Consider the following 12,955-nt stretch of genomic DNA (forward strand, 5'->3'; position numbering starts at 1 on the left):
ACTAATATATGAAATAACACCTAACTTTGTAAAAGTATAAATTTATGAAATTTAAAGGGCTATTTTTTCTTTGTATTGTAATGATTTATGGTGTTTCACTGCATGCACAGGAACCAACTGCCCCTGTATTTCCTAAATTAGGTAAAAGCGATACGATAAGAGTAGCTTCCACAAATGATAACGGCGTGATGATTCCATGGATGCAACTGAACGAGGTTAACATTTATGCGGCCAGAATCTGGAAATCGCCGGCAGAGCAGGCCGCTTATAACCGTTTACGGTATAACGTATTAAAAGTAATGCCTTATGCCTTGTTTGCCAAACGCCGTTACGAACAGCTGGAGCAGGATTTAGCCAAAACTTCAGAGAAAAAAGAACAGAAACAATTGGTTAAACAATGTGATAAAGAAATAAAAGACATGTTTAACCGCGAGATAAAAGAGTTGACGATTACACAAGGCCAGATTTTAACGAAACTGATCGACCGTGAAGTGGGCAGAACAACCTATGATATTGTGAAACAAACCAAAGGCGGTTTTGCGGCATTTTCGTACCAGATTGTTGCCCGTGTGGTTGGACATAATTTAAAAAGCACTTACGATCCGAATACAGATAGGGATATAGAATCTATTATCCGTACTTCAGGATTTTATCAATAACATACAATGCAGGATCGCATACCCAATATTTATTCGTTTAAGGTGAAGAAAGTTAACGGCGAAGAACAACCGTTATCAGCTTATCAAAACAAAGTTGTTTTAATTGTAAATACCGCATCAGAATGTGGTTTAACACCCCAGTTAAAGGAGTTACAGCAACTTAAGGATGAGATTAATAATCCCGATTTTGAAATCCTGGGTTTCCCTTCTAATGATTTTGGAAAGCAGGAACCTTTGAACGGAGCTGATATTGCATCTTTCTGCGAGATCAATCATGGTGTAAAATTTCCGGTTTTTGATAAGATTGTCGTTCGCGGGGAAAATGCTCACCCACTTTATCAATTCCTGAGTGATAAAAAACAAAATGCGAAATTAAGTTCGAAACCCCGGTGGAACTTCCATAAATATATTGTGAACAGAAATGGCGAGCTGGAAGATTATTTCTTCCCGTTCACCAAGCCTTTGAATCCGAAAATCAAAAAGAAAATTCAGCAGTTGCTGAGTCAAAATACCCGATAATTGAATTAGTGAAACCGACATTATTAAAATAATCATTAGGCCAGATGGATAATGATTATTTTAATGATCAAAGGTTCCATCTGACAATTAAAAAACACGAAAACACAGATGAACTTAGATATTTTAGTAATCGCTGTGCATCCTGATGATGCGGAGCTTTGCTGTTCAGGTACGATTTTAAAACATATTGCCCTGGGTAAAAAAGTGGGCATTGTAGATTTAACCAGGGGTGAACTTGGTACAAGGGGGACAGCAGAAACAAGAGATGAAGAAGCGGCAGATTCAGCCAAGATTTTAGGATTGCATATCCGCGAAAATTTAAGGATGAGGGATGGATTTTTTCAGAACGATGAATATCACCGTTTGGAAGTGATTAAAGCCATCAGAAAATATCAACCAGAGATTATTTTGAGTAATGCCTTGGAGGATCGCCACCCCGATCATGGAAGGGCTGGCGACTTGGTTTATGATTCCGTTTTTTTATCAGGTTTGCCAAAAGTAGAAACCTCAATAGATGGGATTAAGCAAGAAGCACATCGCCCCCGATTGTTATTGCAGTTCATTCAAGATCGGTATTTAAAGCCTGATATTATTGTAGATGTATCTGATCATATGGATAAAAAAATCGAATCCATTAAGGCTTTTAAAACACAGTTTTACAATCCCGATGTTGAAGGTCAACAGACCTATATCTCCTCCCCAGAGTTTTTTGAAAGTGTAATCGGTCGTTCAAGGGAGTTTGGTAAAAGCATAGGCGCCACTTTTGGCGAAGGCTTTACTTCGCGAAAATTGTTGGGCGTAGATAATTTATTTGATTTAAGGTAGGTCTTTTTTAACCGCAAAGCTCGCAGAGAAAGGCGCAAAGAGCGCCAAGCTGGCCACATTTTTCTTGATTCGTTTAAATTTCAATGCCCTCTGTGGAAAAACTGAAATAATGCTTTGATCTTAACCACAGAGACTCACAGAGAAAGGCACAAAGAGCATCGAGTTGGGTCCATTTTTTAATGACTTGAAACCTCAAATGTCTTTGTGAAAAAGTTTTGCGCCCCTAGCGGTTAAAATCTCTGTGTTCCTCTGTGCAAACCTCAGTGCCTTCTGTGGTAAAATAAAATGATGCTTTGCGTTTCTTTGCGGAAAAACTTTGCGCCCTTTGCGGAAAATCGAATCCACTGAAATAATGCTTTGATCTTAACCACAGAGGCTCACAGAGAAAGGCACAGAGAGCATTGAGCTGGGGCCATTTTTTAATGACTTGAAACCTCAAATGTCTTTGTGAAAAAGTTTTGCGCCCCTAGCGGTTAAAATCTCTGTGGTCCTCTGTGCAAACCTCAGTGCCTTCTGTGGTAAAAATAAAGTGATGCTTTGCGTTTCTTTGCAGAAAAACTTTGCGCCCTTTGCGGAAAATCGAATCCACTGAAATAATGCTTTGATCTTAACCACAGAGACTCACAGAGAAAGGCACAAAGAGCATCGAGCTGGGTCCATTTTTTAATGACTTGAAACCTCAAATGTCTTTGTGAAAAAGTTTTGCCCCCCCCTCGCGGTTAAAATCGCTGTGTTCCTCTGTGCAAACCTCAGTGCCCTCTGTGGTAAAAATAAAGTGATGCTTTGCGTTTCTTTGCAGAAAAACTTTGCGCCTTTTGCGGAAAATCGAATCTACTGAAATAATGCTTTGATCTTAACCACAGAGACTCACAGAGAAAGGCACAAAGAGCATCGAGTTGGGTCCATTTTTTAATGACATGAAACCTCAAGTGTCTTTGTGAAAAAGTTTTGCACCCCTAGCGGTTAAAATCGCTGTGTTCCTCTGTGCAAACCTCAGTGCCCTCTGTGGTAAAAATAAAGTGATGCTTTGCGTTTCTTTGCAGAAAAACTTTGCGCCTTTTGCGGTTATTTTGACAGTCCAACAAAACAGCCCTTCATTTGTTATTCTCAAAATGAATAATAATGGCGAATATATTTTCATCTCTCAAAAACGCTTACCGTCTTTTTAAGCATGTAGATTTCGATAAGCTGGAAGCTTTATCAAAAAAAGTCGATTTACCCAAAATGGTCGAAACGATCTCGAGCCTGGATGATAAACAGATTCAGGGAATGATGAAAATGATGGGCGGATCTGGCAAAAAGAAAGCGTTGCCGCCTATAGAAGGCGACTTTTATCATTTAGGCGATGAAGCATTAAAAGATGAGGACCGTGCGCTCCAGTTGAAGGTGCGTGCCTTTTTGGAACAGGAAGTGAAACCCATCGTTAACCATTACTGGAACAAAGCCGAGTTTCCATTTGAAATTATTCCAAAACTTGCCGAGCTCAATATTTGCGGTTTAACCTACAAAGGCTATGGCTGTCCGGGGAAATCCAATTTAATGGAAGGCATTTTAGCGATGGAGATGGCCAGGATCGATACTTCTATATCAACTTTTTTTGGGGTACAGAGTGGCCTAGCCATGGGTTCAATCTACTTATGTGGCTCGGAGGAACAAAAACAGCAGTGGCTACCGCTGATGCAGCAATTTAAAATCATTGGCGCATTTGGGTTGACTGAACCTGAAGTAGGGTCTGCTGCTGCCGGCGGACTAACCACAAAATGTAAAAAAGTAAATGGCAAATGGATATTAAACGGTCAGAAAAAATGGATCGGTAATGCCACTTTTGCAGATATCTTAATTATCTGGGCACGTGATGAAGAAAGCGGGGACGTAAAAGGGTTTATCGTGAAGAAAGATAATCCGGGTTTTGCTGTAGAGAAAATGCAGGATAAAATGGCCTTAAGAATTGTACAGAATGGCTTGATTACCTTAACCGACTGTGCGGTAGAAGAAGCCGATCGCCTGCAAAATGCAAACTCATTTAAAGATACGGCAAAGGTTTTGCAAATGACACGTGCAGGAGTAGCCTGGCAGGCAGTAGGTTGTGCGCGAGGCGCTTATGAAAATGCCCTGGAATATACACGCACCCGAAAACAGTTTGGTAAACCCATTGCATCTTTTCAATTGATTCAAAATCACCTGGTAGAAATGTTATCGAATTTAACGGCAATGCAAACACTTTGTTTCCGTTTATCACAACTGCAAGACCAAGGTTTGTTAAAAGATGAACATGCTTCGCTGGCCAAGGTTTTCTGTTCATTAAGAACGCGCGATGTAGTAAGCAAAGCAAGAGAAGTGATGGGCGGAAATGGTATTTTGCTCGAATACAATGTAGCACGTTTTGTGGCTGATGCTGAAGCCATTTATTCGTATGAGGGTACCAAAGAAATTAATACACTGATTGTAGGTAGGGCCATAACAGGCTTTTCAGCTTTTGTTTAATTTCCAAATCCCCTGTTCGTAGTGTCTTTAGGAATTTGCTAATGGTAGTTAGTTTTCAAACTCAATGATTGATTACGAGTTAAAGACGCTTTTCTAACTATTAAATTTTATGTCAGTCTGAGCGTAGTCGAAGACTTAGGTTTAGGAAATGAACGTCAGTGTTTCATAGGTGCTTCAGTCCTGCCATTCGCTGTAGCCCGATGGAAAAAATCGGGGCTGCCGCTGCTGTCAGGTTTATTGAACAAAGGTTATTTGAATACATCCCTATCCTTTTCGTAGAGTTAAGCACAGAATCTCTACGAATTGGCTAATGGTAATGAGTTTTCAAACTCAATGATTGATTACGAATAAAAGACGCTTTTTTAATTATTAAATTTTATATCAGTCTGAGCGTAGTCGGAGACTTAGGTTTAGGAAACGAACGTCAGTGTTTCATAGGTGCTACAGTCCTGCCATTCGCTGTAGCCCGATGGAAAAATCGGGGCTGCCGCTGCTGTCAGGTTTATTGAACAAAGGTTCTTTGGATACATCCCTATCCTTTTCGTAGAGTTAAGCACAGCGTCTCCACTAATTGGCTAATGGAATTAAGTTTTTTTAACTCACTGTTGGAAAAACGAGTTGTAGGCCCTTCCCATTTGTTAATCCCGTAGAGCCTTTCAGAACTCTACGGACAGCCTATCGGGACAAAGATCCCGGGCAAATTAGAAGAGTTTGTTCCCTGTGGCACAAAACTTTGTATATAAACCCGATTGGACGGATGCCAATTTCCTTCAAATTGGCAGTAGGGAAAGCGGGACTGAAAATGCCAAATGCTCAGAACCCTTCATTTCCAAATAAATAAGGTTTAATTTTTTTGCTAACTAATGTGCCGAATGGTCCGTTTAATACGGATGTTTATTAAATGCCACTTGGCTCATGGCACTTTTTTCATATAGCGCAATACAGTCCTTGTTGAAAACCGGATCGAAATTTACTTCTCCGGGCTGTAAGTTTTGCGGAACATTTGCATTCTGCATAAAAAAATAGACTTTGGTGTTGCCGTATTTGTTATGGGGCATTAAATTACCATAATCTTCCATTTCTTTCCAGACGGAATCTTTAACTGTTACCACATAAATCCGTTGTACCGGGCCGGTGTTGTTGGCGTTTCTATACTTGACTACTTCTTTAAAACCAGCTTTCATATCACTAATTCCAGGTTGATTAACGATATCTTTAACCATGAAAAAGATCAATGCCAAAACCCCTGCAATTAGGGAATAAACAAACGATTTTCGCTTCATGCTTACAATAAAGGCAATATTTTTTCCATAACGGTCAGGCCTTCGTCAATATGCTTTTGCTCAATGCAAAGTGCCGGGCGGAAACGGATGGTTCGCTCACCACAACCTAAAAACATCACATTGTTTTCCAGTCCCTTGCCAATAAAGGCATTGCGCATTTCTTTTGTCGGGAAATCGAAAGAACATAATAATCCTCTTCCGCGCACATTTGTCATCTGATCAAATTTATGCGCCAGGTTTTCTAATTGATCTTTTAAGTATTTGCCTACTTTTGCGGCATTTTCGCATAGCTGATCCTCTTCCACGATCTGTAAAATCTGGGAAGAACGCACCATGTCCACTAAATTGCCTCCCCATGTTGAGTTAATCCGGCTGGGTACTTTAAATACATTGCTTTCAATTTCGTCTACCTTATTACCAACAAGAATGCCACAAACCTGCATTTTTTTGCCAAAAGCGATAATATCTGGCCGGGCTTTTTCGCTAAAGTGCTGGTGGCACCAGAATCTACCGGTTAACCCCACACCGGTTTGTACTTCATCATAAATCAAAAAAGCATCATTTTCATCGGCCAATGTTTTAAGCTGGATTAAAAACTCTTCCCGCAGATGGTTATCTCCACCTTCTGATTGGATCGGTTCTATAATAATGGCACAGATTTCATCTTTATTTTCTGCAAAGGCTTTTTTAATCTGGGCGAGCGAAGCTTCTTCAGTTGCAATGGCATGATTTAAGTTATCTCCGGAAAGTGGAAAGCTAACTTCCGGAACAGCTACCCTTGGCCAATTGAACTTGGCAAACCATTTTGTTTTATCTGGCAGGGTATTGGTTAAACTCAGTGTGTAACCGGTACGGCCATGAAAAGCCTTTTCGAAGTGCAAAACCTTGAAACCTTTTTCTTCGGTATATCCCTTGGCAAAGTTTTTTTGAACTTTCCAGTCCATGGCAACCTTAATGGCATTTTCTACCGCCAAGCCTCCACCTGCAATAAAAAAAGCATGGGGCAGATAATCAGGAATGCCAATTTTGGAAAATGTTTCCAGGAATTGTGCATACTGCTGGGTGTAAACATCGGAATTTGATGGATTGGCCAGAGCAGCCAGTAAAAGATTCTTTTTAAAAGCTTCATCATCAACCATTTTTGGGTGGTTGTAACCTAAAGGAACGGAAGCAAAACAAGTGAAAAAATCGAGTAAAGTCCTATTGTATTTAGAGTCGTAAATGTAAGCGCCATGGCTTTTTTCCATATCATAGGTCAGGTCGAAACCATCGGCCAAAATGTGTTTACTTAACGATTCGTTAACGCGATCTGCAGGTACTGTTAATTGATACATAAACTTGGTTTTGGTATAATCCAAATTTAGTTAAATGTGCCTAAAATCAAAATTTAAGCACTTTTTCTACACTTTGCGTAAAAAATAGGTTTAAACAGTTTAAAGTATGATTATAGACAAAAACCGATTTTGGACTTCACAGATGTGGAAAACTTTTTCGGTAAAATCGCATTTGAGCAACACATTTTTTACTCTTAAATTAAGAGATATGAATGATGTCTTACAATTTGTCAAGAAAATCCAGGTACAGCGGAACACTTTTTTCAACCCATTCTTTTGAAGCATTATGCTCAATTCCATAATAGGCGAAAAATGGTCTATAATCAGCCTTAACATATTCAAAAGAAAGCTCAAAAGGACGTGTGAGTTCTTCAAGTGGATATTTGTAAATACCTGAAGAACTGAGTTCCTCCTGATCTACACCTAATGAAATGGCCAGTGCAATTTTCTTTCCCGCAACCTTGTAGCCGCTTTTGCTTCCATATGCCCAACCATGCGTAAGGACCTCATCTAGCCACTTTTTAAAAAAGGCCGGGCAGTTAAACCAATAATAAGGGAACTGAAATACTATCTTTTCATATGCTTCGATCAGTTTTTGCTCAGCTGGCACATCAATTTTCTCATCAGGATAAACTTCATGCAATTGATGCACATGGAATTTATCAGGGAATTTACCAAGTTCTTCGATCCACCTTCTGTTAACAACAGCGTTTTGAATATCAGGATGAATGACGATAATGAGTGTTTTCATTTTAGCAGTCTTAAATTATTAACTACAAAAATAAGGTGGCTTGCGTAGAATATGTATATTGGCAACCAATTGTATGGTACTATAAAAAATGTAAGTAATGTCTAAAATCAAGGAAACATCGACTAATTACGCCAATAAACAGGCATTGGCCGAGGAATGTCCAGAGGTTTATGCGGCCAATATTATTGGTGGGCAGTGGGCATTGGTCATCTGTTCCTGGCTAATTAACGGCAAACTAAGGTTTGGTGAACTGAAAAAATTGTTGCCTAATATTACCGAACGGATGTTGACTCTTCAACTCAGAAAACTGGAAGAGAACAAAATTGTTAAGCGAACTGTTTATGCAGAGGTACCCCCACGTGTAGAATACGAACTCACACCTATAGGTTACGAACTTAAAGCCATTATAAAACAACTGGAAAGTTGGGGAGATAAGCACAAAGCGTTGGATTCTGCAAACCGCTAAAAAACGACCAAAGCTCTTAAGTAAGCAGGACTTTCTAAAACTTGTCCTTCATTCCAAAAAGGCCCATCAGGCCTCCGGTATGAATAGCCAATACCTTTTCTTGTTTGCCAATAATGCCTTGTTTTGCTAAATCCTGGATGGCATAAAACATTTTAGCCGTATAAACCGGATCTAAAAGCAGTCCGCTTTTTGCCGTAAAGTTCCTGATAAAACTAATCAGTGCGGGAGTGGTTTTGGCATAGCCACCAAAATGATAATCAAGATGAAGTTTGAGATGATCAGACATAGGCGTATATTGTGCTATTTCTTCCCTAATAAAAGAAGCCCCCTTTAACACCGGGATGATATGAAGTTTTGTATCTAATCCATGCTGCTGAATTCCGCGAAGCAGCCCTGCCGCTGTGGTTCCCGTTCCGGCAGCACAAAAAATGTGATCATAAGGGGTTGATAATTCGTCAATTATCTCTGCACAGCCAATAGTGGCTTCCATAGAGGCGCCTCCCTCATTTACAAAATAAGCCTGTTCATCAGAAGCAAAATTTGAATTAAACAAATTATGCTTATCCCGATAACTTTCACGGTCGGTGAAAATGAGTTTCATCCCAAATAACCGGCAAAGCAATAACATCTCATTTTTTACTTCTTCCCCACGTACAAAAGCGGTTGATGTAAACCCTGAACGTGATGCTGCAGCTGCTGTAGCGACCAGGTGATTGGAGTAGGCACCACCGAAAGTAACCAGGTGCGTCTTGCGGTCGGCTTTGGCTTTAGCTAGAATATGTTTGAGTTTACGCCATTTATTGCCCGAAATGTAAGGGTCTATAAGATCATCCCTTTTAACGAACAGGTTTTTTAAAGGTGGCAATGCTATTTTCTGTACCGGGCTATATATTTCTTCAAACACGTGTAAAAATAAAAAACACCTGAAATATTTCAGGTGTTTTTGAACCATTATTATGCCTGTAAGTTTTTTATTTACCAATACCTAAACCGATACCGGCATTAACCATGCTGTATTTGGCCTGCGTATAGGAACCATAAAACTTAAAGAAACCAAACTTTAGCTGAAAGCCTAAACTTGCTCTTACGCCATTGATATCCCTTTGATTTGCAGCAATCGGGTCGGTGTAGTTTACTGATTGGCCATTACCGGTATCAAAAGAGTAGGTACCCAAAGCCTTTAAATCCGTATTGGAAGTTTGATACCCCACACTTGCAAATGGCGTAAAGAATAGAATTTGTTTTGATACAATGGCGTCAAAATTTACACCATTGAACTTGGCATCAATGCGTTGGTCTGAATTTGCATTATTGTTAATATTCAACGGCAAATTATATTTGTATTGGGTAAATCCTCCTGCTACAGCAATATCTACCGGAATCAATTTCTCTGTAGTCGAACCCATAAAAAGTGGCAGCAATTCTACTTTTGCACCAAAGCCGATCATTGATAAACTTCCAAGGTCGCTACCCATTTTTATTTTAGGCATAGCTCTTAAAGTAACATCAATGTTTTTGGGCAGTCCCAAGGTAGCCTGTAATTGTACTGCAGGTACAACATGGAAGCCCAAACCTTTAGGAAGATTAAAAAATGATGTAGTAGGTTGTCCGTTACTGGTGTAGATCTGCATTTTCCCGCCAACCTCATCGTTACCAAAAGCAGTGGGACCTATAGATGATCAACCAACTGCCGGCCTGATATTGTTCAGGCCCAGCGTATTTACATCATAGCTGCGGGCTGATTGTGGCACAAAGGCGCCCGAAACCGAAAAGCGGGCATCGAATTTTAACAAACCTTTAGATTTTGCGGTATTACTCCACCCATCTGTTAAGCCAATGCCCAAACCTTTGTATAAGGGATCGAAATAAGCATTGATTAATTTAGTCGCATCGGCGGGACCAGACTTAAAAAGGTCTCCAACATTCTGTTGTGCATTAGCCTTTTGAGCAGTGATTAATAACATTAAGGCACACATCGCCTTTAAGGGGTAGTGTTTTTTCATAGAGGAAGATTTAAAAGATTTTCATTGTTAGTAAATATAATGCTGTTTTTGCGAAAACTGCAATCATTAAAAAAATCTTGAAGTTAAAAGTTTATTTTTGCGCCATGGAAAATGTGGCTGGATTGCAGGAATCAGAAGAACAGGAGTTATACGAACATTTAAAAATTATTGTTGATAAAGGGCAGTCGTTACTGCGTATCGATAAATTTTTGATGGTTCGTGTAGAAAATGCCTCTAGAAACCGTATTCAAAATGCAATTGATGCAGGAAACGTACTGGTTAACCAGAAACAGATAAAGGCCAGTTATAAAGTTAAGCCTTTTGATGAAATATCTATCGTTTTACCTCATCCGCCACGAGATACAGAAGTTTATCCCGAAGATATTCAACTGGATATTATTTACGAAGATGGTGATTTACTCGTGGTAAACAAGCCTGCCGGGATGGTTGTACATCCTGGTTTCAATAATTATACCGGAACATTGGTTAATGCTTTGGCATTCCATTTTGAGCAACTCCCTCAGCTACCCGGAAATGACGGCCGCCCGGGCCTGGTGCACCGCATTGATAAAGATACTTCAGGCTTACTGTTGATCAGTAAAAATGAAAAATCAATTACCCACCTCGCGCGCCAGTTTTTCGATCACAGCATTACCCGTAAATATATTGCGTTGGTTTGGGGCGATATTGAAAATGATGGTACCGTTACAGGTTATATTGGCCGTAGTGTAAAGGATCGCCGTGTAATGGATATTTATGATGATGAAGAAAAAGGCAAATGGTCTGTAACGCATTATAAAGTACTAAAGAGGTTGGGATATGTTACTTTGATCAGTTGCGAACTCGAAACCGGTCGTACGCACCAGATCAGGGCTCACATGCAACACATTGGTCATCCCTTGTTTAACGATGCCATGTATGGTGGCGATAAGATTTTAAAAGGTACTACGTTTAATAAATATAAACAGTTTGTCGATAATTGTTTTGAATTGCTGCCCCGTCAGGCCCTGCATGCGCAAAGTCTGGGTTTTATCCATCCCACTACTAAAGAGTACATGTATTTCGAATCGCCGTTACCGCCCGATTTTAAAGCCGGATTAACCAAATGGGAAAATTATATCGCAACATCATAAAATATGCTTCAAGAGTACCTCTTATTTAATGATGAATTTCAGGCGGTTGATGCCCCAATTTTGACAGCGGCTAACCGAAGTTTCAAATTTGGCGATGGATTGTTTGAAAGTATGCGCATGATCAATAATAAGCTGCAATTTGCAGACTTACATGCTGATCGGTTAAGTGCCGGCATGAAAGCACTAAAAATAGACGGACATGCTTTGATGGACGATTATTTTCTGCGCCAGAAAACAGCTGATTTGACAAAAAGGAACAAATGGAACGGCAATGTTCGGTTCCGACTTTCTGTTTACAGAGGAGGAGCTGGAGTATACACACCTGAAATTAATAAAGCAGGTTATATTCTGGAGGGTATTCCGTTAAAAGCCTCTACATACGAGTTAAACAGCAAAGGTTTGATCATTGATGTTTTTGACGAAATGACCAAACCAGTTAATAAACTCTCGAATTTTAAAACAGCTAATGCACTGCTTTATGTTATGGCCGGGCTTTTTAAAAGTCAGCACCGCCTGGATGAGGCCATGATCCTGAATCAATATGGTTTTCTTTGCGAAAGCATCAGTGCAAATGTTTTCGTGGTATACAACAAACAGATTTATACACCAGCCCTTGCCGAAGGTTGCATCAGCGGCGTGATGCGTACAGCTATTATGCAGTTGTGCAAAATGAACGATATGCCTTTGATTGAGGCGCAGATCAATCCGGAAATCTTAAAAGAAGCTGAAGAAGTTTTTATTACCAATGCCACTCAAGGCATACAATGGGTAATGGGCTATGGTAGGAAACGCTATTTTAACGAGGTTTCGAAGTTTTTGTCGGAGAAGCTGAACGCCATTTAGTTATACGTTCATTAGTCATTGATTCATTTGTGTTTGGTTGTTTATTTACTGAAGCACTCATTACTTTTTTGGAAAGCAAAGCTTGTGGTGCTTCGGTTCCGCTAGTCCCGCCCTTTGCTTAATCCCGATAAAATTTCCTACAAAATAAACAGTTCCTAATCTGGATAACGCTGCCGGTCGGGTTTATTTGACTTTGGACCATGCACGGACTGCGCCACCTAAACCCGATCAAAGCGGGATGCCAATTTCCTTCAAATTGGCAGAAGCGGGAGCGGGGCTGTATTGACATAAAAGCTACTGTTACTGCTTTCCAAAAAAGAATAATGAACTAAGGTCATCAGGTACAGATTTATCCCGCTTCTTTTTTAGAAAGCAAAGCTTGTGGTGCTTCGGTTCCGCTAATCCCGCACTTTGCTTAATCCCGATAAAATTTCCTTCAGGATAAAAAGTTCCTAATCGGGATAATACTGCCGGTCGGGTTTAGTTGACTTTGGAACATGCACGGACTATGCCACCTAAACCTAAGGGATCAAAGCGGGATGCCAATTTTCTTCAAATTGGCAGAAGCGGGAGCGGGGCTGTATTAACGTAAAAGCTACTGCTACTGCTTTCCAAAAAGAATAATGAACTAAGTTCATCAGCTAAAGATTTATTC

Annotated in this window: 11 protein-coding genes and 1 pseudogene; 7 read left to right on the forward strand and 5 right to left on the reverse strand. The window is 40.0% G+C overall.

The window, feature by feature from the left end; genetic code table 11:
• The first annotated feature begins 44 nt into the window (after nt 1-44).
• The 4 genes from ACFE6N_RS03535 to ACFE6N_RS03550 all read left to right on the forward strand — a co-directional run bounded on the left by ACFE6N_RS03535 (nt 45) and on the right by ACFE6N_RS03550 (nt 4,487).
• On the forward strand, nt 45-659 hold the full coding sequence (locus ACFE6N_RS03535) for a DUF4294 domain-containing protein (protein WP_145860500.1): 615 nt from the start codon (nt 45-47) through the stop codon (nt 657-659).
• Between the two features lie 6 nt (nt 660-665).
• Nucleotides 666-1,178: a glutathione peroxidase gene (locus ACFE6N_RS03540; RefSeq protein ID WP_378933910.1), complete on the forward strand. Its 513-nt coding sequence runs from the start codon at nt 666-668 to the stop codon at nt 1,176-1,178.
• Nucleotides 1,179-1,286: 108 nt separating this feature from the next.
• Complete coding sequence (bshB1, locus tag ACFE6N_RS03545) at nt 1,287-2,003, forward strand: bacillithiol biosynthesis deacetylase BshB1 (protein ID WP_090985235.1); 717 nt, start codon at nt 1,287-1,289, stop codon at nt 2,001-2,003.
• 1,122 nt (nt 2,004-3,125) lie between these two features.
• Complete coding sequence (locus tag ACFE6N_RS03550; protein WP_378933911.1) at nt 3,126-4,487, forward strand: acyl-CoA dehydrogenase family protein; 1,362 nt, start codon at nt 3,126-3,128, stop codon at nt 4,485-4,487.
• Between the two features lie 881 nt (nt 4,488-5,368).
• On the opposite strand, the gene ACFE6N_RS03555 is transcribed toward ACFE6N_RS03550, so the two are convergent.
• The 3 genes from ACFE6N_RS03555 to ACFE6N_RS03565 all read right to left on the reverse strand — a co-directional run bounded on the left by ACFE6N_RS03555 (nt 5,369) and on the right by ACFE6N_RS03565 (nt 7,855).
• On the reverse strand, nt 5,369-5,770 hold the full coding sequence (locus tag ACFE6N_RS03555) for a hypothetical protein (protein WP_378933913.1): 402 nt from the start codon (nt 5,768-5,770) through the stop codon (nt 5,369-5,371).
• Between the two features lie 2 nt (nt 5,771-5,772).
• Entirely contained in the window at nt 5,773-7,104 is a 1,332-nt protein-coding gene (gene lat, locus ACFE6N_RS03560) for an L-lysine 6-transaminase (protein ID WP_090985349.1), read from the reverse strand.
• 220 nt (nt 7,105-7,324) lie between these two features.
• Nucleotides 7,325-7,855, reverse strand: a complete 531-nt coding sequence (locus tag ACFE6N_RS03565; protein ID WP_378933915.1) for an NAD(P)H-dependent oxidoreductase — start codon at nt 7,853-7,855, stop codon at nt 7,325-7,327.
• A 97-nt stretch (nt 7,856-7,952) separates the two neighbouring features.
• Here ACFE6N_RS03565 and ACFE6N_RS03570 point away from each other — a divergent pair, with 97 nt between their 5' ends.
• Nucleotides 7,953-8,321, forward strand: coding sequence for a winged helix-turn-helix transcriptional regulator (locus tag ACFE6N_RS03570; RefSeq protein WP_378933917.1), 369 nt, complete (start codon nt 7,953-7,955; stop codon nt 8,319-8,321).
• Nucleotides 8,322-8,355: 34 nt separating this feature from the next.
• Here the strand turns inward: ACFE6N_RS03570 and ACFE6N_RS03575 are convergent, their stop codons facing one another.
• A complete protein-coding gene (locus ACFE6N_RS03575; RefSeq protein ID WP_378933919.1) occupies nt 8,356-9,273 on the reverse strand; it encodes a 1-aminocyclopropane-1-carboxylate deaminase/D-cysteine desulfhydrase in 918 nt (305 codons plus the stop codon).
• A gap of 19 nt (nt 9,274-9,292) precedes the next feature.
• Nucleotides 9,293-10,324 (reverse strand): annotated as a pseudogene (locus ACFE6N_RS03580) (DUF6588 family protein).
• A 104-nt stretch (nt 10,325-10,428) separates the two neighbouring features.
• Between ACFE6N_RS03580 and ACFE6N_RS03585 the strand changes: the two are divergent.
• Both ACFE6N_RS03585 and ACFE6N_RS03590 read left to right on the forward strand, forming a co-directional pair.
• Nucleotides 10,429-11,457 carry an RluA family pseudouridine synthase gene (locus ACFE6N_RS03585; RefSeq protein ID WP_378934474.1) on the forward strand — a complete coding sequence of 343 codons (1,029 nt, stop codon included), beginning with the start codon at nt 10,429-10,431 and terminating at the stop codon, nt 11,455-11,457.
• A 3-nt stretch (nt 11,458-11,460) separates the two neighbouring features.
• A complete protein-coding gene (locus ACFE6N_RS03590; protein WP_145860519.1) occupies nt 11,461-12,300 on the forward strand; it encodes an aminotransferase class IV in 840 nt (279 codons plus the stop codon).
• Nucleotides 12,301-12,955: the final 655 nt, after the last annotated feature.

The sequence above is a fragment of the Pedobacter sp. BG31 genome (assembly GCF_042464845.1).
GTDB classification, from domain to species: Bacteria; Bacteroidota; Bacteroidia; order Sphingobacteriales; family Sphingobacteriaceae; genus Pedobacter; species Pedobacter suwonensis.